This is a genomic window from Nodosilinea sp. P-1105, from assembly GCF_012911975.1.
GTDB lineage: Bacteria > Cyanobacteriota > Cyanobacteriia > Phormidesmidales > Phormidesmidaceae > Nodosilinea.
The window spans coordinates 1-20,441 of the sequence record NZ_SMDQ01000066.1 but is presented as its reverse complement, the minus strand read 5'-3'; the positions used below and the strand labels follow the sequence as shown (position 1 = coordinate 20,441).

17 protein-coding genes and 1 tRNA gene are annotated in these 20,441 nt (G+C 56.7%); 8 read left to right on the top strand and 10 right to left on the bottom strand.

Annotated features, from left to right (window positions below; all coding sequences use genetic code 11):
• The first annotated feature begins 40 nt into the window (after window positions 1-40).
• A complete protein-coding gene (gcvP, locus tag E1H13_RS21235) occupies window positions 41-3,073 on the top strand; it encodes an aminomethyl-transferring glycine dehydrogenase (RefSeq protein ID WP_169616454.1) in 3,033 nt (1,010 codons plus the stop codon).
• Here the strand turns inward: gcvP and E1H13_RS21230 are convergent.
• From E1H13_RS21230 to E1H13_RS21220, 3 genes are all read right to left on the bottom strand, one after another.
• Window positions 3,070-3,870 carry a class I SAM-dependent methyltransferase gene (locus E1H13_RS21230; RefSeq protein WP_169616415.1) on the bottom strand — a complete coding sequence of 267 codons (801 nt, stop codon included), beginning with the start codon at window positions 3,868-3,870 and terminating at the stop codon, window positions 3,070-3,072. The genes gcvP and E1H13_RS21230 overlap by 4 nt on opposite strands.
• A 30-nt stretch (window positions 3,871-3,900) precedes the next feature.
• Window positions 3,901-5,130 (bottom strand): ribulose bisphosphate carboxylase small subunit, encoded by a 1,230-nt coding sequence (locus E1H13_RS21225; RefSeq protein WP_169616452.1) that lies wholly within the window; start codon window positions 5,128-5,130, stop codon window positions 3,901-3,903.
• A 97-nt stretch (window positions 5,131-5,227) separates the two neighbouring features.
• Window positions 5,228-6,358, bottom strand: a complete 1,131-nt coding sequence (locus E1H13_RS21220) for a cob(I)yrinic acid a,c-diamide adenosyltransferase (RefSeq protein ID WP_169616414.1) — start codon at window positions 6,356-6,358, stop codon at window positions 5,228-5,230.
• Window positions 6,359-6,564: 206 nt separating this feature from the next.
• Here E1H13_RS21220 and fraC point away from each other — a divergent pair, with 206 nt between their 5' ends.
• From fraC to E1H13_RS21205, 3 genes are read left to right on the top strand one after another with little or no spacing between them, the layout of a single operon-like run.
• A complete protein-coding gene (gene fraC, locus E1H13_RS21215) occupies window positions 6,565-7,107 on the top strand; it encodes a filament integrity protein FraC (protein ID WP_169616412.1) in 543 nt (180 codons plus the stop codon).
• Window positions 7,107-8,129: a DUF5357 family protein gene (locus E1H13_RS21210; RefSeq protein ID WP_169616410.1), complete on the top strand. Its 1,023-nt coding sequence runs from the start codon at window positions 7,107-7,109 to the stop codon at window positions 8,127-8,129. Before fraC ends, E1H13_RS21210 begins: the two co-directional genes overlap by 1 nt.
• A gap of 16 nt (window positions 8,130-8,145) precedes the next feature.
• Entirely contained in the window at window positions 8,146-8,925 is a 780-nt protein-coding gene (locus E1H13_RS21205) for an ABC transporter permease (protein WP_169616408.1), read from the top strand.
• 98 nt (window positions 8,926-9,023) lie between these two features.
• Here the strand turns inward: E1H13_RS21205 and E1H13_RS21200 are convergent, their stop codons facing one another.
• Both E1H13_RS21200 and E1H13_RS21195 read right to left on the bottom strand, forming a co-directional pair.
• On the bottom strand, window positions 9,024-9,599 hold the full coding sequence (locus E1H13_RS21200) for a hypothetical protein (protein WP_169616406.1): 576 nt from the start codon (window positions 9,597-9,599) through the stop codon (window positions 9,024-9,026).
• Window positions 9,600-9,972: 373 nt separating this feature from the next.
• Window positions 9,973-10,245, bottom strand: a complete 273-nt coding sequence (locus tag E1H13_RS21195) for an acylphosphatase (protein ID WP_169616403.1) — start codon at window positions 10,243-10,245, stop codon at window positions 9,973-9,975.
• Window positions 10,246-10,478: 233 nt separating this feature from the next.
• Here E1H13_RS21195 and E1H13_RS21190 point away from each other — a divergent pair, with 233 nt between their 5' ends.
• Window positions 10,479-11,270, top strand: coding sequence for a GntR family transcriptional regulator (locus E1H13_RS21190; protein ID WP_240966771.1), 792 nt, complete (start codon window positions 10,479-10,481; stop codon window positions 11,268-11,270).
• Window positions 11,271-11,946: 676 nt separating this feature from the next.
• Here the strand turns inward: E1H13_RS21190 and E1H13_RS21185 are convergent.
• The 4 genes from E1H13_RS21185 to hetZ form a co-directional block, all read right to left on the bottom strand.
• Window positions 11,947-13,146 carry an aspartate aminotransferase family protein gene (locus E1H13_RS21185; protein ID WP_240966773.1) on the bottom strand — a complete coding sequence of 400 codons (1,200 nt, stop codon included), beginning with the start codon at window positions 13,144-13,146 and terminating at the stop codon, window positions 11,947-11,949.
• 248 nt (window positions 13,147-13,394) lie between these two features.
• Entirely contained in the window at window positions 13,395-15,683 is a 2,289-nt protein-coding gene (locus E1H13_RS21180; protein ID WP_169616399.1) for a DUF3488 and DUF4129 domain-containing transglutaminase family protein, read from the bottom strand.
• Between the two features lie 90 nt (window positions 15,684-15,773).
• Window positions 15,774-16,529 carry a hypothetical protein gene (locus E1H13_RS21175; protein WP_169616397.1) on the bottom strand — a complete coding sequence of 252 codons (756 nt, stop codon included), beginning with the start codon at window positions 16,527-16,529 and terminating at the stop codon, window positions 15,774-15,776.
• A gap of 271 nt (window positions 16,530-16,800) precedes the next feature.
• Window positions 16,801-17,898 (bottom strand): heterocyst differentiation protein HetZ, encoded by a 1,098-nt coding sequence (gene hetZ / locus E1H13_RS21170; protein WP_206070803.1) that lies wholly within the window; start codon window positions 17,896-17,898, stop codon window positions 16,801-16,803.
• Between the two features lie 361 nt (window positions 17,899-18,259).
• Here hetZ and E1H13_RS21165 point away from each other — a divergent pair, with 361 nt between their 5' ends.
• The 3 genes from E1H13_RS21165 (at window position 18,260) to E1H13_RS21155 (ending at window position 20,254) form a co-directional block, all read left to right on the top strand.
• Window positions 18,260-18,748 carry a hypothetical protein gene (locus tag E1H13_RS21165; RefSeq protein ID WP_240966769.1) on the top strand — a complete coding sequence of 163 codons (489 nt, stop codon included), beginning with the start codon at window positions 18,260-18,262 and terminating at the stop codon, window positions 18,746-18,748.
• 55 nt (window positions 18,749-18,803) lie between these two features.
• A tRNA-Val gene (locus tag E1H13_RS21160) sits at window positions 18,804-18,875 on the top strand.
• A gap of 209 nt (window positions 18,876-19,084) precedes the next feature.
• Complete coding sequence (locus E1H13_RS21155; protein WP_169616393.1) at window positions 19,085-20,254, top strand: tyrosine-type recombinase/integrase; 1,170 nt, start codon at window positions 19,085-19,087, stop codon at window positions 20,252-20,254.
• Here E1H13_RS21155 and E1H13_RS21150 read toward each other — a convergent pair.
• Window positions 20,251-20,441 (bottom strand): hypothetical protein (locus tag E1H13_RS21150; protein ID WP_169616391.1); only part of this gene is annotated, 191 nt, incomplete at its 5' end. The two genes, E1H13_RS21155 and E1H13_RS21150, sit on opposite strands and share 4 nt — an antisense overlap.

Here is a 20,441-nt window from a genome sequence, read left to right as displayed (position 1 = left end):
TTTTGTTGTCCCCATGGGAGCCAGTGAGCCAGCCGGTATGATGCACCCCTTTTCCGAACCCAGCACCGTTGATCGTCCAGTGGATCAGCCTTCTCGCAGCCCCAGTGGCGGAACAGCGGCCTCCAACGGCCATCCTAGAGAGGTGCTTAGTCCATTTGTAGCTCGCCATTTGGGACCTACAACGGCGGAAATCGAGACCATGGTCGCGGCCCTGGGCTATGACTCCCTGGATGCCTTAATTGAGGCGACGGTACCCGGAGGGATTCGGTTGCAGCAATGTCTGGACTTACCCACGGGGCTAGATGAAGCGGCGGCGATCGCCCGCTTGCGGTCCATGGCCAGCCAAAACCAAGTGTGGCGATCGTACCTAGGCCTGGGCTATGCCAACACCCTGACCCCGGCGGTGATTCAGCGCAATGTGCTGGAAAACCCCGGCTGGTACACCCAATACACCCCCTACCAACCAGAAATTTCCCAGGGGCGACTGGAGGCGTTGCTGAACTTCCAAACCCTGGTGACGGATCTGACCGCCATGGACATTGCCAATGCCTCGCTGCTGGACGAGGGCACCGCCGCCGCCGAGGCCATGACCCTGGCCTTTAACGCCCGCAAGGTAAAAGCCTGCAAAACCTTTTGGGTGTCTGAGGCCTGCCATCCCCAGACCATTGAGGTGGTGAAAACCCGGGCCTTGCCCCTGGGCATTGAGGTGATGGTGGGTGACCACCGCCAGTTTGACGGGGCCACCCCAGTCTTTGGCGTGCTGTTGCAATACCCAGCCACCGATGGGGCCATCTATGACTACGAAGACTTGATTACCCAGGTGCACGCCACCAAAGCCCTGGTCACCGTAGCCGCTGACCTGCTCAGCCTCACCCTGCTGCGGCCCCCCGGTGAATTTGGGGCTGACATTGTGGTGGGCAATAGCCAGCGATTCGGGGTGCCCCTGGGCTATGGCGGTCCCCATGCTGCTTTCTTTGCCACCCGGCAGGCCTTTGCCCGCAAGCTGCCCGGTCGTCTGGTGGGGGTCTCCAAAGACACCTACGGCACCCCCGCCCTGCGTCTGGCCCTACAAACCCGGGAGCAACACATCCGCCGGGACGCTGCCACCAGCAATATTTGCACGGCCCAGGTGCTACTGGCGATTATGGCTGCCATGTATGCGGTTTACCATGGCCCCGAGGGGTTACGGGCGATCGCCAGCCGCATCCACCACCAGACCCAAACCCTGGCCCAGGCGTTGCTTAATGCTGGCTTCTCCCTGGGAGACCACCCCTACTTTGATACCCTGCGGGTCAGCGTCGGCGATCGCCAAGTCGAGATCCTGAGTCGCGCCGCTGCCCACCGCATCAACCTGCGGGTGCTAGATGACGAAACCCTGGTGCTGGCCCTAGACGAGACCGTCACTGACGCGGATCTGCGGGATTTAATCACGGTGTTTACAGACCCACCCCTACCCCTCCCAGGAGGGGATGGTAACCACCCGAGTTCAGAATCTACTTCGGAAAGGGTAAACTCCAACAAAATCCAAAATCCAAAACCACCCCATCACCCCATCACCCCATCACCCCACCACCCCATCACCCCCTCCCTGCGTCGCACCAGCCCCTACCTCACCCACCCCAGCTTCAACCGCTATCACTCAGAAACGGAGATGCTGCGGTACCTCTATCGGCTGCAAGGGAAGGACCTCTCCCTGGCGACGGCGATGATTCCCCTGGGGTCTTGCACCATGAAACTGAATGCCACAGCGGAAATGTTGCCGGTCACCTGGCCAGAGTTTGGTCAGATCCACCCCTTTGCCCCCCTAGAGCAGGCCCAGGGATACCAGCAGTTGTTTGCCGATCTAGAAACTTGGCTGGGGGAAATTACCGGCTTTGCGGGCATTTCCCTGGCCCCCAATGCCGGCGCCCAGGGGGAATATGCCGGGCTGCTCGTGATCCGCGAGTACCACCAGCAGCGGGGGGAGGGTCACCGCCAGGTGTGTCTGATTCCCCAGTCGGCCCATGGCACCAACCCAGCCAGTGCGGTGATGGCCGGGATGACGGTGGTGCCGGTGGTCTGCGACGACGAAGGCAATATTGATCTGGCCGATCTAGAGGCCAAGGCTGAAAAGCACCAGGACAATCTGGCAGCCCTGATGGTGACCTATCCCTCTACCCACGGGGTGTTTGAGGCCGGCATTAAGGACATCTGTGCCATGGTGCATCGCCATGGCGGCCAGGTGTATATGGATGGGGCCAATATGAATGCCCAGGTGGGTCTCTGCCGTCCCGCTGACTTTGGGGCCGACGTCTGTCATTTGAACCTGCATAAAACCTTCTGTATTCCCCACGGGGGCGGTGGCCCAGGGGTTGGCCCGATTGGGGTGAAAGCCCATCTGGTGCCCTACCTGCCAGGCCATGGCCTGGTGAATGGAGTCGGTGGAGCCCAGGGGATTGGGGCTGTAACTGCGGCCCCCTGGGGCAGCGCTAGCATTTTGCCGATTTCCTGGATGTACATGGCCATGATGGGCACCCGGGGGCTACAGCGAGCCACGGAAGTAGCGATTCTCAATGCCAACTACCTGGCCCAGCGGCTGGCGGGGCATTACGACATTCTCTACACCGGCCAGAACGGGCGGGTGGCCCACGAGTGCATCATTGACCTGCGCCCCTTTAAAAAGTCCGCCGATGTGGGGGTCGAAGACGTGGCCAAGCGCCTGATTGACTACGGATTCCATCCGCCGACCATGTCCTGGCCAGTGGCCGGTACCCTGATGGTAGAGCCCACCGAAAGTGAATCCTTGGCCGAGCTTGATCGCTTCTGTGACGCCATGATTGCCATCCGTGACGAAATCCGGGCGATTGAACAGGGAGAGGCCGAGGCCGACAATAACCTGCTCAAGAATGCCCCCCACACCGCCGTTGATCTGGTGAGTGATTGGCATCGCCCCTACAGCCGCGAACAGGCGGTGTTTCCCACCGCATTCACCCGCACCAGCAAGTTCTGGCCAGCGGTGAACCGGATTGATCAGGCCTACGGCGATCGCAATTTAGTCTGTTCCTGCGTCGGCATGGAGGCCTACGAGGATTAATGCTTTTGAGCTACCACAATCAGGGCATAGGAGCCCTCCAGATCGTCGGCACTGGGGTAGGCGAGCAGGTAGCTGAGGTGACGAATCAGGGCTGGGGTGTGCAGGGGCGAAAACTCACCCAGCCGTTGGGTCAGCGATCGCCGTTTTAGCAGCTGTGACTCTTGTTTATACAGCCGGTTAGAGGAGGCCTGTCCCAGGCGATAGGTGACCTCGAAGCCGTGATTTTCTAGCAAGCGCCGAAAGCGCTCAAAGCTAAAAAACTGTTTATGGTAGGGGTTGACCGGCAGCCCCGCTGTTCCTGGGGGGTCGTGGAGATGGCTAGGGACGGAGCCGATCAACAGGCCGTTGGCCTTCAGGGTTTGGGCAAAGTGGGCCACCACCCGCTCCGGCTCTAGCAGATGTTCTAGGGTTTCAAAGCTAACGATGGCATCTAGGCTATTAGGGGCTAAGGGGGACGGCCAGTCGGTATCGTCTAGGTTCTGGTGACACAGGGTCAGGGTGCCAGGGCCAGTGGAGAACCATTGGTTCCAGCGGGTTTGGGCGGCTTGCAGCACCTTGGGGTTGCTATCCACCCCCAGTACCCGGGGGGCCACCTGGGTCAGCTCTGGCAGGCCATAGCCTAGGCCACAGGCCATGTCAGCGATCTGGTCGGGATGCCGCGATCGCAGATAGTCGGCAGCAAATAGATACCGACCCAGGTGCTCTAGCTTTACCCACAGGTTAGGGTTCTCTGGGTCAAATGGGTCAATGCAGTCTTCCGTAAAGCTGAGATCGGGACAGACACCGTCAGAAGTCATGGTTAGTAAAGGCAGAAGGCAGAAAGAAGGCTAGGGGCGCTGCACGATGGTCTCCATCACCCGCCGTTTGGCCGCATCCACCCCAAACACTCGCACATAGTTGCCCTGGTTATCGCTTAAGCAAGCGGCCAACTGGTCCATGGCCTCTGAGGTATCTGTGGGTTGAACGATGCTACAGCTCTTCCAAGACCCTGTACTGAACCGCCGAGGTTCCACATATTCCACCCCAATCGGGTAGCCCTGGGCCACCAGGTGCTGTACCTGCTGAGCTAGGTCGGGGGGCAGGGTATGGCCATTCTGCTTGCCGTTGTTGGCAGGGGCAGGTTCAGGGCTGGGGATGGGGGGATGGGGAGGATGGGGGAGATGAGGATGGCGGTTCTCTTGCAGCACTTGGTTATACTCCCGCACCAGCCGCATTTCTTGCAGACGCTGCTGTTCCCGAACGATTAGCTCCCCCTGCTCAATCAAGTGAGGCAGGCTAAAGTCAGGCTTTTGAAACTCTGGGGGTTGGGTGGTATTGACCACCTTAGACCCCACTTTCTCCACCCCAACGCTAGCGATGAATCGTTCGATTTGTTCGTCGTACAGGCGCGATCGCAGGGCACCGTAGAAATCCACCGCTTGCCCCTGGAAGTGATCTACCAGCTTCACCACCTCGCTGGGGGATAGGCCATCCTCGGAAAAGATGCCCCCCACAATGCCAATCTTGTCTTCGTGGCTAGGTTCCCAGTAAAACTTTTCCATGCGCCCGTCCCGCACCAGGGGAGCGTAGAGGGTAGCGAAATCGTTGCCCGTCACCACAATCGGCACCCGGTGCAGGGGGGTATCGTCGTAGCTGCCCGGTAGCTGCACGTTGGTGGGGTTGTCGGCGATGTTCATCAGGGTGGCGTTGACCAACTGGGTATTCACTGTGTACTGGGTGCCCTGATCCACCCGGCCCGCCCCGGCATCCAGGTCGTTGATCATCAGCACCGCCATTTTGCCCCGCACCCGAATCAGTTCCGCCGCCTCCCGGTAGCGCAGCCGAATCAGTCGGGAGGGGTCGCCAGCATCGGGGCTTTCCAGTTCCCCAGCGGAAATGTGGACTACTTCTACCCCCATCCTCTGGTAGACCAGTTCACACTGGAAGGTTTTTCCCTCCCCCTTGCGCCCGTGGATGCCCAAAATTAGCGGCACCTTGACCCTGGGTAAATCGATAAAGTTCTTGGTGATGTGGACAGCCAGCTTATTTAGAAAACGCGGGGCGATGAAAAAGGTCATCAGGGTCAAGGCTAGGGTGATACTAAACAAATCTTAAACGAATGCCGGTCCTCCCCTGACATAGGGGCCAGCAATTCCTGGTTCCCAGGCTTTGGGCTCAAAAATCCACCCCCCGCTTCAGGTCGATGCCTTTTTCGGCGTAGTGTTTGTGGTTAAACACTTCGGAGTGGGTACTGGCCAGCTCAAAGTAGGCGGGTCGATTTTGGCAGCGACCGGTAATAATTACCTCGGTGCCCCGAGGTTTGCGCAGCAGTGCCTGGACGATCGGTTCTTCGGGCAAGAGCTCTAGGTCTACGGTGGGGTTAAGCTCATCCAAAATAATGGTTTTGTAGAGCCCTGAGGCGATCGCGGTGCGGGCAATTTCCCAGCCCCGCTCGGCTTCCACATAGTCAATATCCTGCTGCTGCCCGCGCCAGACAATCGCATCCCGTCCACAGCGCTGGTGGTCCACCAGGTTAGGGTAAATTTTGCGTAGGGCCGCGATCGCCGCATCTTCGGTATAGCCATTGCCCCCTTTCAGCCACTGAATAATTAACACCCGGTGGGACAGATCCTGACTGATGCCCCGGCCAATCGCCTGTAGCGCCTTCCCCAGGGCGCTGGTGGACTTGCCCTTGCCGGAACCGGTGTAAATTTCGATCCCTTCCAACCCCGGTACGCTATCGGCATGGATTTGAGACTGCATTTCAGAGTGCAGGTCGGCGATATCCAGCAGCGGCTGGGGCGCCCCCCGCCCGGTGGCGATGATCTCCAGGTGATCGGGCTTATTCCGTAGGGTTTTGGCCACGTCCTCTGCGGACAGTAGGCCCAGATCCAGGACCGGGTTAATTTCATCCAGTACCACCACCGAGTACAGCCCTGAGGCGATCGCCCCTTTGGCCACATCCCAGCCCCGTTGGGCCTCCTGTTTGTCGAACTTGGTAATATCGTCGGGGCCAAAGAATTCGGCTCGGCCCGTGCGCACCTGGTCAATCAGGTGGGGGAACCCCCGTTGTAGGGCCTCAATGGCGGCATCTTCATCGTAGGTCCGCCCCGGCCCCTTTAGAAACCGCAGCAGCAGCACCCGGCTTTCCAAAAAGTTTTGAATCCCCAACCCAATAGAGCGCAGCACCACCCCCAGGGCCACCTGGGACTTACCTTTGCCCTCCCCATCGTAGACGTGGATCTGCCCCGTCAGACGCTCGTTGTTTTGCTGAGCTGTGCGGATGCCGATACCGGTTCTGACCATAGTGACGTAAGTATTGCTGTAGGGTAGGGGGGCGGGGCGATCGGAAGACCTGACCAGGGTTTGCCGATTATTAAGCAGCCTGGTCTAAAATTCTAGCGAAAGGCCGAAGTAGGTTATACCCTTGTATAGCACCAGGGTGATACCAGGTAGACTGCTAACGGCACTGCGCTATGCCACTTCAAGACCTATTCGTTAACTTAGGTATTATGCCTCTCAGGGCAATCGCCTTCCAAAGCTTACTGCTAATGGTGGCCATTAGTTTAGAGGCATTAGTGCTGCGGCAGCGGATGCGCCTGGGCTATCAAACCAGCATGCAGTATGCTGCCACCCTCAACCTGTTGGCCACCAGCCTGGGCTGGGTCATTTTTTTAATCGCAGAATCAATGCTGCCACCGCCCCTGCGCAGCCAAATCATCAGCGTTGTGTTGTTTAACCGGTTTTACCCCAATGGTTGGTTTGACATGCTGCCAGTGTTGACCGTGGTTAGTGCCATGGGAGTATTTTTCGCCACCTACTGGGTCAAGCTGCAAGGGCTGATTTGGCTGATGGTTTTGCTGGGTCGGGCACCAGCAACGGCGGCAACAGAGTCAGAGAGCCGCCATCAGCGCTACGAAATAGCCCGGCGTGGTAAACCTGCCCAGCGTCAGGATCATTCCTCCCGCACCCTGGCGGTGTTAGAAGCCAATGCCCTCAGCTTTACGGCGATCTTAATTTTGTTGCTGTTGCACCAGGGGGCAATCACGCTCTAATGGTGGCTTTTATTCGTCGCACTATCGAGTCCCTGGTTGACTTTTTCCTGCCCGACAGCTACTTTGCCTGGCAGACCGTTATTTATATGAGTCTATTTTCCTGGCTGATGTCGTTGCTGGCCCGGGTTCTAGGCACCACGGCATTTACCGTTGGGGTGATGGCTACCCTCAGCTGGATTATGCTGGCTCTGGGCACTGGCTGGGGGCTGGAGGCTAATCGCATCAGACCGTTTGGAATTCCCATCGCCCCCTGGGTGGCAGGGGGAATTTTGTGCCTGTTTATGTTTGGCTCCTGGGGAGGGGAGTGGTTGCAACCGGCCCTTACCGCCTGGCCCCTGGTCTCCTTTGGGGTGGTGGCTGTACCCAATCTGATCAGTTGGGATTTTCGCCCCAAACAGCCTGCCCCATCGGTGCGGCAACAGCTGGTGCTGCTCTTTTTTCTCAGTCTGTTAATTAGCAGTTGGTTTCAGTTTTATTTCCGTATTCAAGCCTGGATCCAAGACTATCCTAGTCTGGTGACCGATAACTTTAGCCAGAGTGCCTTTGTCTATCGTCTGCCAGGGCAATCAACCCAACTATCGACGGGGGTGACCCACCTGAGCATGGCAGAAATCATTATGAGAGAGCAAATGGATGGCAAACCCTGGTCGTCGGTAGAGCGGTGGCTGCTGAATGAACAGGGGCAACGGCAGACGTTGCAGCGGGAGGTGCAAAACCGGATGGCAAACCAACCCTCCCTGGAAAATGACCTGTGGCAGGTTGATTTTCAGCCCTTCACCAGTGGTGATGGCTATGACATCAAGATCTGGGCCATATGGTCGGGGCCGACAGCCGAGGCCACTGGCTACTATTTAGAAAAGTCCTGTTCCCTCATGCCTGTGACCCAAGGGGCGCGCTATGACACCAGTACGGACATGGAGGATCAACCCTTTGCCTCCACCCGCTGGGCCAATCTGACTTGTCAGTTAGATACCCCCCGGCAGGCTGGGCATCCTGCTAGATATACCAACCGTCAAAGCTAGGTAAGGGGACAACACTATGGTGCTATTTCGGGTCGGGGTGATCGCCCGCAATGTATTTCTAGAGGTGATCCGCGATCGCATCCTCTATTTGATTGCCCTCTTTGCCCTGCTGATGGTGGCCGCCACCGTGCTGCTACCGGAAGTGTCCGCCGGGGCCCAGGACAAAATCACCCTGGATTTGGGCCTGGCTGCCATCCATTTGCTGAGCGTGATTATTGCAGTGTTTGTGGGCACCGGGCTGGTCAACAAAGAAATTGAAAAACGGACGGTGCTGGTGCTGATTGCCAAGCCCGTCAGCCGGGCAGAATTTATCGTTGGCAAGCACCTGGGCCTATCGGCGGTGCTGCTGGTGTTGATTGCGGCCCTGGGGGTAATTTTCCTGGCGGTACTGGCCCTCAACCGCATCCCCTTTCCCGTGGTCAGTGTGGTGCTGGCTCTGGGGTTTACGGCCCTAGAAGCAATTTTGATTACCGCTGTGGCGATTTTATTTGGGGTGTTCACCAGCTCCCTGCTCGCGACCCTGCTCACCTTTGCCACCTACCTGATGGGCCACCTGACCCAGGACCTGGTGGCCTTTGGCAACCTCAGCGACAACCCGGCCATCCAGCGGGTGACCAACGCCCTGTACCTGATTCTGCCTGATCTGGAACGGCTGAACCTGCGCAATGAAGCCATCTATGGCATCACCCTGCTGCCCTCGGGGACAGAACTGCTGCTGCATGTGCTCTATGGCCTGCTGTACACCGCCCTGTTGCTAACCATCGCCTCAGTGATTTTTGCCCGGCGACAGTTTTAGCATCTTCTATTGGTGTGATCTGGTGGATTGCTGCGCGAGTGCACCAGATTAGATCACATTGCCGGGACTTTATTGAGGCGCACTTCCCTCAATGTCACCTAAAGGGCTGGTTGAATAATCACCACCTCCACTTCCAGGTCGTTGTAGTCGTCGAGAATGTCTTTGTCCTCAAACCCCAGTTCAAACAAGTGGCCATTGCCATAGCGAGTGCGCCTGACCTTGAGCCCAAAGGCATCTCGCCAGGGGCTGCTGGGGCTGACTCGATTATCGCCATCAAAGTAGTAGGTCACCACCCCCCGCTGTACCGGGAATGCGAACCACTCGGTAGGGGCGTTGGTAGTAATTTCGTGCTCTAGTTCTGACAGGGGGGGCAGTTGATTGACCGGGCGGGGGGGAGCATTTTCCTTAAACACCCGCAGGCGTTGGCGAAACAGGGCATCTCCGCCAGAAATCCGGTACCACACCTGGTGGGGGGTGGCATCGTCGGTGGTAAACACCGAATAGGCAGTGGCACCGGGCATCACCACCGGGTCAAATTGATTGACCCGGTTGCGCAGGGGCGGGCCAACCTGGCTACTGCGTTGGGCAGGGGCGGGCAGCCCCCAGGGGCCAGCCACCAACACCACCGCCAGTAGGGTGATGAAAAATCCAAAAATAATGCCGCGCCGTTTCATGCCTAAAGCCTTTGAGAGGAATTTGCCCAAAGAATAGCTCAGATCCGTGGGGTTCTGCCGCTAAATCTGCTCGTCCCCTCCCTGGGAGGGGTGCCTGGAGGGCGGGGTGGGTCTCTTCGCGGTTGAGTTGACCCACCCCTACCCACTTCGACACGCCCAGCGCAGGCCTCCAAAGGAGGGGATTTCGGACCTTAATGACGCTAAATCTCTACAGCTGTCAACCCTAAAATTAAAACTTGACGCTGCCCTAGTACTCTGAGGCGGAAATGGCACTGCTATTTCTGGGCGGCAAAACCCCTTTCACATAAGGGATTCCCCTTCTGCCTTCTGCCTTCTTACTTCTGCCTTGCTGTCCTAGGGGCTTGGCGGCTCTTTAATGTTCAATGGTGAAACTATCCAGGATCTCAGTGCCAGTATAGGGTTCTGTGTCCACCTGGCTGACCCGGGCGCTGGCGGGTCCCTGGTGAGCCCACTTCAGTAACGCCTGCACCTGGGCCTGGGTACCAGCCGCGACAATTTCCACCGTGCCATCGGGCTGATTTCGCACAAACCCCTTCACCCCAAGCTGTTGAGCGATCTGGCGGGTATGGTAGCGGAACCCCACCCCTTGCACAACGCCGTGGACAACCACTCGAATCTGTTCCATGACGGCTCAATCTGTCCTTAACTTTGGTCTGCTGTGGCCCTCAAGTCTGTAGGCATCTTGCCATGAATTCGTTGTATCGCCCACTAGTACAGGGTGGCGTACGTCGACTAACCATCCCGGATTCCTGACCCCCAGAACCTGACACCTAATCTTCCAGATATTCGTGTTAAGCTGCACCGCTCATATTACTGGGGTGGCTGCTTTTTCGATAAGATGCCAAGGGTAATCAAAAAATGATGACATGTCCCATGGTGTCCATTGGGTCAGATGTGGATCGACAACCCCTGCACATTACGATTTCAGAACAGCTAAAGAGCAAAATTGAGGCGAGGGAGTACGCCCCTGGGGAACGGCTACCCAGCGAGTTTGACCTGGGGGAAATGTTTGGGGTCAGTCGTACCACCATTCGCAAGGCGATCGCCAACCTGATCCAACAGGGGCTGGTGACCGTCAGCCAGGGAAAAGGCATTTTTGTCACGGAACCCCACAAAATTAGCTTTTCCATGGCTAACCCCCTGATGTATTTTGATGCGGCCCTGAGGCAGCAGGGGTATCAGGGGCGGGTAAAATCCCTACGGTTTCAGCTAGTTCAGGCTCCGGCAGAGGTGGAACGTCAGTTGCAACTGACGTCCCAGCCAGCTCAGGTCTACTGGCAAGAAAAGATTATCTATGCCGACGATACCCCGATCGCCCTAGATGTGTCTTATTTCCCCAAAGCGATCGCCCCTACCCTAGTGGAGGCCCTGCAGCAGGGATTCACCTACAGCACCTTGGTGCGCCACGGTGTGCGCCTGAATGCTGCCAAGGTGCGGTTAGACAGCATTCCCGCCACCTACGAACTGAGTGAGGCTCTGGCGGTGCCGTTGGGCATGCCCCTGTTGGTATTTAACTATGTGGCTTACCAGGGCGATCGCCAGCCTGCGGTCTGTGGCCGCACCCTCTCCCGTTCAGATTGGACCTGCTACACCGCTGAAATTGAAGTGGCTAAGGCTGATCTCAGTTGCCTGGGCGACGATCTTGACTGACCCTAGTTCGCGATAACACTGTCCCCTTCTTGGGCTACCGTGTATACACATATCGGCCCTCACCCCCAAGCCCTCTGGGCAGGCTACGCCAACAGTCCCCCTCTCCCAAAAATGGGCGTAGCTTGCTTCTCGCAGAGTGGGGGAGGCCGGACAAGGCTTTCCGGCTCCCCTTCTCCCGCCCTGGGAGAAGGGGTTGGGGGATGAGGGAGAAAGCCCTGACAGCAAGGGTTTTAAGACTTATGTGTACATAGTAGCCTTCTTGGAAGGGGTGCCCGGAGGGCGGGGTGGGTCAAAACTACTACAGAATACCAGTCTCCAAATACTGTGATACCAAGTCCGGTTAACAAAACCCCGAAACGAGTTAGGGCTTGCTCCCTTTGGGAGCCACTTCGTGAACGACAAGCTCAGCCTGAGCGATACAGGGTTTGATTCGGGGGTATGGTATACAACTAGGATTTGTTATGAGTTGCTATGCAAGCCTTGACTGACCCACCCCTACCCACTTCGACACGTTGCCCCTCCTTCGACAAGCTTAGGACATCGTTTAGGGCCGCTACGCGCTAGCGAAGCCATGCCGCAGGCTATACAGCGCAGGCCTCCCAAGGAGGGGATTTCGGACCTTCATGACGCCAAATCTCTACAGCTGTCAACCCTAAAGTTAAAACTTGACGCTGCACTAGCTATTCTGAGCACATTTGACAGTCAAGGCCACCGCCTTTTCCACCGCCAACAGGGCCTGTTGCACTTGGTCAGCCGACACGATTAGCGGTGGCACAAACCTCACGACTTGCGGCCCAGCGGGCACTAGCAACAGCGCTTCGGCCATAGCCGCCTTGACGATATCCACCGATTTCACTGGAGCCTCGGGGTGCAGCACCAGGCCATTGATCAACCCCCAGCCCCGCACTTCGGTCAGCCAATCAGGGTATTGCTGCACCAGCCGTTGTAAGCCCAGCCGCAGTTGGTCCCCCCGCTGCTGCACATTAGCCAGCAAGTTCTCCGCTTCCAGGGTTTGACAAACGGTCAGCCCCACCTGGCAGGCAAGGGGGTTACCGCCAAAGGTGCTGGCATGGTCCCCGGGTTCAAACACAGCACAGCTTGCCTTACACAGCAACGCCCCGATCGGAATACCGCCCCCCAGCCCCTTGGCGGAGGTGAAAATATCGGGCTCGATCCCCAGGTTTTCAAACCCCCACAGGGTGCCGGTGCGGCCCATGCCCACCTGCACTTCATCTAAAATCAGTAAAATGCCTTTCTGGTCACACAGTTGGCGCACCCGCTGGAAGTAAGCGGTGTCCCCAGGGCAGACCCCGCCCTCCCCTTGCAGAGCTTCTAGCATGATGGCGGCTACCTGGGGGGTGTTGGCGTCTAACTCAGCGATCGCGGTCTCCAGGGCATCGATATCGTTATAGGGCACATAGGCAAACCCCGGCATCAGTGGATCAAAATTCTGCTGATACTTCGGCTGACCCGTGGCCGTAACGGTAGCCAGGGTCCGCCCATGGAAACTGGCTTTAGCAGTAATGATCAACGGGTTAGCGATGCCCCGCTTGACATGGGCATACTTGCGGGCCAACTTAATCGCCCCCTCATTGGCCTCGGCCCCAGAGTTACAAAAGAACACCTGATCAGCACAGGAATGGTCGACCAGCCACTGGGCCAGGGCCCCCTGCTCAGGAACATAGTAGAGATTCGAGACATGGTGCAGGGTTTGAATCTGCTCGGTCACCGCCGCCACCATCGCCGGGTGGGCATGGCCCAGGGTGCAGGTGGCAATACCAGCGACAAAATCCAGGTACCGACGCCCCTGCTCATCCCAGACATAGCAACCCCGCCCTCGGGTCAAAGCAATGGGAAAGCGCCCATAGGTCCCCATCACCACCGCATCAAACTGGTCAGGGGAAAAGGTTTGACTGCCAGCCGCAGAAAAGTTGAAGGACTTGAGGGAGTTTTTAACTAGGGTTGATAAGCTCACAGGCATAACGGAGTAAAGGAAGAACAGGGGGCAGGTGACAGGGGTCAGTCCGAATCCCCTCCTGGGAGGGGCAGGGGTGGGTTAATCAGGGGTCGTCCAAATCCCCCATATTTGATCGAGCATAACGGATACCCCTGGAAAAGCAAGGGCTAAGGGCGGGCAAATCGTCGTCGCCGGGAACGATGATGCCGCAGGGTGCGCAACTGGGCCGTCAGATAGGGCAGGTTTTGGGGCTCGCCGCCGTAGCGCCAACGGACGTAGGCATGGGTAATTTCATTCGCCGCCTGGGCTTGGGGAGCCTTAGCCTGGTGGTACAGCCGCTGGGCATATTCCAGGGGGGTTTCGGAGGCCTGTTTGGGTAAGCCCTGATCGGTAAACCAGGTCAGCATCTGTTGATAAAGTCGTTCGGTGGGGGGCAGCTTGCGCCGTTGCCACCGACCCCAGCCGCGCCGTAACCCTCGGTAGGCGAGCCAGGCTAAAAACCCCAGGGCAACTGCCCCTGCCAGCCCCAGCATAATCCCCACCCAGCCCAGGCGCAGCAGCCCTAGCAGAACGCGTACCAGTTGGCCTAGCCCCTGGGCCAACAGCGCCATCACCCCGTCGATCCACCCCACTACTGGGGAGGGCAGCCAGCCCGCCAGCCAGTTCCAGAATTGCCGTACCACCCCAAAGGTTTGGGAATCCCGAATGCTGGGGGGAATCACCTCATGGCCAGGGATGGGGTCAAAGGCAAACCAGCCATACTGGGGAAAATACACCTCGGTAATGGCGTAGGCATCCGTATTGCGAATCACATAGAAGCCCGTGAAGGGGTTAAACTCCCCTTCGCCAAAGCCCGCCACCAAGCGGGCGGGAATGCCGATGGAGCGTAGCATGACGGTCAACACGGTGGAAAAGTGATCGGGGTATCCCCCTTCGGTTTCAAATAAGAAGGTTTCCACCAGGTCTTGATCGGCGGCCAGGAAGGGCATATCGGGCTGTAGGCTGTAGCGCTGTTTAAGGGCCTGGGCCAAAAACAAGGCCGTTTCGTAGGGATCGGTAATGGGGGTGGGGGAGGTGGCCAGCAGGGATTCAGTGTGGGCTTGCACCTGGGCTTGAATGGCATCAGGCACCTGCAAATAGGTGTTTTCAATGCCGGATCGATAGGTGGTGATCGCCTCTCGTAACTGGGTGCGATCGCGGTAAGGCACCCGTGACACCACAGAATAAGTCAAGCCCTGTTCTAGCCCCACCGGCGATCGCAGACTGCCCTCTGTATCGATGGCCACCTCCCGGGTGGGGAAATACAGCTCCCGTGCTTCATAGAGGGCTGGAATCAAATTGGGGAAGTTATTCACCAGGGTATAGGTTTGCACCACCTCCCGCTGGCGACCTAGCTTCGGTTCTATGGGCAACAGGGTTTGTTGGGAAAAAGTGGATCGCCGCAGGGTGCGAGTTTCATCATTGCGAGCAATATCCCACCCCTGACCGGTGTAAGTGTCAAAGGCTAGCACTCGCCAGAATCCAGGGGCCTGAGATCGAATTCGCATCACCACCTGGGGGGTCATGGTCCCCCGCAGGTTTTGGTTCATCTGCTGGTTAAAGCCGTAGTAGGAGGTGGTATCGACTAGCCCTGGGCCACTGAGCTTGCCAGAACCGCGAATACTGCCCGCCCCGTCTTCGTCAAAATCTTCGCCATCGGTACCGTCAGAGAGATAACCAGGGTTATCAATGGCTTGGCCATCAAACTCCTCCTGGGTGTCGATGGTTGAACTAACCGGGAAATTACGGATTTGATACCCTGGCAGCCGCGGTAGCAGCACAAAAATTAATAACCCCAGGCCTAGGGTCAACCCCAACAGGCCTATCAGTCGTTTGAGTTCTGCCGACGCTTTTAGATCCGCCCAAGATACGGCTTCTAGCCCCAGGCGTGACTGGTAATCGAGCCCCAGCACCGGCATCGCCAGGGCCAAAAACAACAGCAGCAGCGGCGCAAAGGCCAGAGTTTGGCTAATGGTGGCCGCCACCCCCAGCAAAATCAACCCGATCATCATCGAGTAACCTAGATCTTTGCGCCGGGGTAAATCAAAGCTGTGGAGCACCTGCAACTGCACCAGCAGTTCAGCCAGCACAATCCGGGTATCTCCCGGTTGTGCCAGTAGTCGACCGAAAAAGGCCGCCATGGCCAGCAACATGCCAATGGCAATGGCCCCCTTAACCACATGGTTGGGCTGGCGTCGCCGTTGCCAGCTGAAGGCCGCCCCCAAGGCACTCAGAGGAATCGCTAACAAATTCCATAGAGATGTGGCGGTTACGCCAATGGCCGCTACCGACACCGACACAATGCCCAGGGTCACCAATCCCTGCACCAGTACCCGCAACAGTAGCGAGTCTTCAATTTGGTCTGAGGGGATGGGTTTCCCGAGGCGAGAGGCCTTTAGCCAGCGAGCGGTAACCATAGGAGCAGCATCAAAAGAGTCGCTTCCATGCTAGCTCAAGCTCTCGGGACGGCGCGATCGCGGCTTTCTAGTGGTCTGTCCCGCAGCGTTTTAGGCCTCCTCATCCCCAACGGTAACCACAAAGCTGAGGGGGCTGATGGTCTGGTCAGCCAGGGTAATGGTGAGGCCATAGGGGCAATTTAGCTGAGGGGAGTCCATCTGGGCGACCACCTCCCCAGCGGTACCCCGCTCAGACCGTAGACCAGCGGCACCTGTGGCAAGTTCTACGTGGCCTGCGGTGGGTAGAACCGCTGTTACCCGCAGCTGAGGACTGGGCCCAGGGCGATAGGTCGCCTCTACCCTGAGGATGCCCGCAGGGGTAATCCATTCTTGCTGGGCGGTGGGTGTCGCCGCCGATATCGTTAGCGAGAGGGCGGCAAAAATGTGCTTGGCCGCGAGCATTGACAGTGCTATTTGCTTCTGGGGAGAAGCACTCTCGTAGTCGATGGTTCCCATGGTTTCTTCTGGGGAACGAAAGGCGGGACGGGCAACGATGCCAGCGATCGTTTCTAGGGTCGGAGTTTGGTCGGGGAATAGGGCTTCCACCGCCTGAATTAATCGCCGCCCGGTTTGCTGGGTCACCTGTGCCACCCGCTGGCACTGGTTGAGGAGCTCAGCTAGAACATCATCCGGTATACCGGCGGGAACTTCTAGACTACGCAGGTGGTCTAACCAAACCGAAGACGAGTCAGCATTGAGCGTATCCGGATAATCGTGTAGGCCCTTTTCCCAGGGGAATAGAGGCGGGTGCTGGGCAATTTCTTGCTTTAAGCGACGCTTGATCAGGCTTTCAAAATGAGTTTGCACGACAGGAACATCTCCAGGATCAAAAACGGCAGTTGGGTCTGCATCGATGGGGGTATCGAACTCGATATCCCAGCCCTCTTCTGAAATCCATTGGGATGAACGCCCAAACCCCTCCCTACTATCGGGTTGAGGTTGACTGGAAGACGATTGGTGGGGGCTGTTTTGGGAGGGAGAGTCCCCTGCTGACAATGGCTCAAATAGAAGCCTCAACAGGATCTCTCTAGGGATATCTGAGTCTCTATTCATGGCCTTGTCTTGCCCGTCCGGATAATTAAAGATTACGAATGTCCCAAGCCTGTTCTAGCAGCTTAGTCCACTGCTTTTGAAACTGGGTAGCCGTCAGTCCTAATATTCTAGCGGCTTCGGCATCCGACACCCCCTGTTGCTTCAAACTCAGCAGTTTGGTTTGCTTGGGGGGCAACGCCTGTTGTAGTTGCTGCCACTGGTGGGGGGTAAGCCCAAGATTGGTTTCTAACCCGGCCTCTAGCCACTCATGGACCAGTTCCCAATTGTGGGATAGGGCAAAGCGCAGCAGGTGATATTTGAACCGCTGCTGCAAGTAATCGCGCTCTCGGGGATTGAGATTCAGCACCGTTTCAATTTCTTGGGTGGACAAGTCCAGCAACCGCAGGGTGAAATAGTCGGCACAGTCATCTTGGTTGCGATCGCGTAAATAGGCGAGCAGTTCATCCACCACCCGTCCCCGCAGGGAACTCTCCGGCAGTTCGTCAGTCTGGGCAATCATTTCCTCCCGCACCCGCTGGTGGGAGGCCGCTGGTCGCACATCGTCGCCTTCACCGCCGTAGTCCGTCGCCTGCTCTATGTCAATGGCCACTTCCGGCGGCTGCTGCTTGGAAAAGGTCTGGGCTCGCAAAATAATCAACTGCTGGCTGCGCCGTCCTGGCAACGGAATCCGCCGCTTGCCATAGCGTTCTGAAAACGCCATAAATTCTGCTAGCTCAAGCAGGGTCCGGGGTTGAAAGCGATCGCTAAGCTGAGTCTCTCGCCGGAAGGCATTCAGCGATTCCACATAAAACCCCTGTAAAAAGTCTTCAATCAGGGCAATCCGGGCCTGATAACTGGCTTGGGTTTGGGGAGGGGTGATGTAGCGGTAGACAATGGCGCTCAAGGTACTATGCAGCTCGACCCGGCCATGGCGGGAACCCAGATGATAGTACTTCAGGCATTGATCCAGACGATGCTTGCCTAAGGACCGAGCCCAGGCTTCCACGTCGCCAGACGCCTGAATGCGATCGCTCTCCTGGCAAATGCGTTGGACCTCATCGCTAATGCGCTGGGCCATAGCTTGGCAGGCGCCCTTAGGGGCACGGGTTTCGTCCCTCAAGCGACTATAAAACGATCCTGTCAGCGCATCCACATTCAATAAACAGATACCCTGCTTCAAACTAGCTATCCTCAAACTGGCTACACGAAACTGTGAAGCGAAATTCAGGTATGTTAAGCGGTGGTGGATGCAGCCTCTGACACCTTAAGCGATGTACGGCAGTTAGCCTTGGCCCGAAGGCCTGACACAACCTCAATTAAATAGACCCTTAATTAACTTAGGTCAGACTTAACTAGGATAATGTTCCCGAGCCCATGCTCCGTAAATCTAGGGTGTTAGTTGTGATTGTTGTCATGAGTTTAGCATTTCCTCCGTATTTTTATGGATGGGCTGCTCTGCGATAGATTTAAACCACTCGCTGTCGATTACGGTAAACGCTGTCTTAATGGATTTTGATGTTATGGATCTCGATGCCCAGGTTGATGCTTTAGTGCAAAATGCTCCCCCCGATGGGGCCACCACTGACGCCATAACCACCATTGCGCCAATTCTCAAGGCGATCGCCAGCCAACTTAAGCATAAGCAGTACTACGTTCTACAGACCCTGGAACAGGGCTGGGTGATGACCACCCTCAGCAACCGCAACCAGCCCGATACCAAAAAGAACATCGTTTACGCCTACCCCAGCCTGAAAGATGCAGCGGCAGGTCAAGCGTTTGTAAAGGATCCCCAAGTGATGGCATTACCGATGCCGGTGATCCACATTCTGTTTCAACTGATGGCGATGAAGCCGATCGACAGCCTGATTTTCTTTGAAAATCAAGCCAAATCCGGCCAGGGGGTAGAAATTCGCCGTCAGGATATCCAGGCCTTGATCCAAGCTCAACTCAAACAAAACCAGCGCTCTAATCCCATTCCGCCGGATATGGCCTGAGCCGCAACCCAGGTTTGAATCTGACGTTCAGGATGTGGTAAGTTATAGGACCAACGGGCGATTAGCACAGTGGTAGCGCGCTTCCTTCACACGGAAGAGGTCACTGGTTCGAAACCAGTATCGCCCATATAGCCTAAAACACCTGAACCCCTTGATTTAGAAGCCCTGAAGGCCTATAAATTAAGGGGTTTTCAGTTGCAGGGTATTCCTGCTCAGAGAATTGGCCTCGTAACATTTGGTCATTTTTAGGTGCATTTAGCTGCGGTTTGACTATCATTTGACTATCAGGGTCAGTACATTAGTTCGCTTCCATGTACCCCTTTCGAGCATTGCGCCATGTACAGCAAAAAATCAGGTAGAGCGCCTAAGGGATCCGTTGGCATTGAATCCTTTCGAGGCCGACTTCGGATACGACTGCCCCGGCATCTTTATGACGGCAAGCAAAAGTATCTCTCCACCGATCTGGCAGACACAGATGTCAACCGGAGAGTGGTTGATGCCAAAGCCAAGCTCATCGAGTCAGACATCGCCCTGGAGCGCTTTGACTACACCTTGGCAAAATACGGTAAGCCCAAGCCGCCCCAGCTAACGGTACTAGAGCCGATCAAGCCCCAGAGCATGACGGTAATGGAGATTTGGGAACGGTATACCGCTCACAAGTGGCCCGGTCTAAAAGTCAAAACTCAGGAAAAATATGACAACCTCACCCGGCTGTATCGAAAGCTGGGCGATGTGACTATCGATGAGCCGCTGATAGTCAAACAAAAGCTGGAGCAGGTCACCACCATCTACCGCACCAAAGATGGGCTGATGTACTTAGCAGCTGCCTGCCGCTGGGGCAAAAAGCACAAGCTGGTTTCAGCTAATCATTTTGAGGGGATGGCCCAAGAGCTGCCCCAGTATCGTTACCAAGTGGATCCTAAGCCTAATGCTTTTACGGAAGAAGAACGAGACCAGGTGATTGCCGCATTTCAGAACGACAACCGCAAAGGCATGAACTACCGTCTCTACGCTCCCTTTGTGGAGTTCCTATTCTGTGTTGGCTGTAGACCCAGTGAGGCGATCGGGTTACAGTGGCAACATATTTCGGAGGACTTCGGCACCATCAACTTTGAGGGGTCGTTGGTACAGGTCGGCAATCGCCGTGTCCGCAGCAAAGGGAGTAAGAATAATAAGACACGACGAATTGCCGTCTCCCCTCGGGTACAGTGCCTGCTAGAGTCCATAGCGCCAAAGGATCCAAACCCGGCACAGCTCGTTTTTCCGTCGCGGGATGGCGACTCGATCAGCTACCGGAATTTTTCTCGGAGAGGCTGGGCAAAGATAACGACACCTATCAAGCCGGATACAACCCCCTACTCCTGTAGGGATACCTTCATCACGACCCAGCTGATTAAAGGGGTGCCGAGTGCGGTGATCGCTAAGTGGTGCGATACCTCTACTCAGATGATTGACAAAAACTATGCCGATAAATTGAAGCTCTCTCAGCTTCGACCCAAGGACTAAGACTTGCGCCGTGATTGGGGCTGATTACTCAACAGCCCCTTCTGGTAGGTCTCAATGGCCTGTAAATGAGCTGCTGGATTCTCTCGATTGTGCAGCCAATCCTGAATCAACTCCAGGTTATAGCGCACACAACGACTATTGATCCGCACCCAGTGGATGCCCTCGATCCAGTCCCCTTGAAGACGGT

Bases quoted from the DNA above. Each gene is read 5' to 3' on its own strand.
- gcvP (WP_169616454.1), top strand. From the start codon at position 41: ATGCACCCCTTTTCCGAACCCAGCACCGTTGATCGTCCAGTGGATCAG.
- E1H13_RS21230 (WP_169616415.1), bottom strand. From the start codon at position 3,870: ATGACTTCTGACGGTGTCTGTCCCGATCTCAGCTTTACGGAAGACTGC.
- E1H13_RS21225 (WP_169616452.1), bottom strand. From the start codon at position 5,130: ATGACCTTTTTCATCGCCCCGCGTTTTCTAAATAAGCTGGCTGTCCAC.
- E1H13_RS21220 (WP_169616414.1), bottom strand. From the start codon at position 6,358: ATGGTCAGAACCGGTATCGGCATCCGCACAGCTCAGCAAAACAACGAG.
- fraC (WP_169616412.1), top strand. From the start codon at position 6,565: ATGCCTCTCAGGGCAATCGCCTTCCAAAGCTTACTGCTAATGGTGGCC.
- E1H13_RS21210 (WP_169616410.1), top strand. From the start codon at position 7,107: ATGGTGGCTTTTATTCGTCGCACTATCGAGTCCCTGGTTGACTTTTTC.
- E1H13_RS21205 (WP_169616408.1), top strand. From the start codon at position 8,146: ATGGTGCTATTTCGGGTCGGGGTGATCGCCCGCAATGTATTTCTAGAG.
- E1H13_RS21200 (WP_169616406.1), bottom strand. From the start codon at position 9,599: ATGAAACGGCGCGGCATTATTTTTGGATTTTTCATCACCCTACTGGCG.
- E1H13_RS21195 (WP_169616403.1), bottom strand. From the start codon at position 10,245: ATGGAACAGATTCGAGTGGTTGTCCACGGCGTTGTGCAAGGGGTGGGG.
- E1H13_RS21190 (WP_240966771.1), top strand. From the start codon at position 10,479: ATGATGACATGTCCCATGGTGTCCATTGGGTCAGATGTGGATCGACAA.
- E1H13_RS21185 (WP_240966773.1), bottom strand. From the start codon at position 13,146: ATGGGGACCTATGGGCGCTTTCCCATTGCTTTGACCCGAGGGCGGGGT.
- E1H13_RS21180 (WP_169616399.1), bottom strand. From the start codon at position 15,683: ATGGTTACCGCTCGCTGGCTAAAGGCCTCTCGCCTCGGGAAACCCATC.
- E1H13_RS21165 (WP_240966769.1), top strand. From the start codon at position 18,260: ATGGATTTTGATGTTATGGATCTCGATGCCCAGGTTGATGCTTTAGTG.
- E1H13_RS21155 (WP_169616393.1), top strand. From the start codon at position 19,085: ATGTACAGCAAAAAATCAGGTAGAGCGCCTAAGGGATCCGTTGGCATT.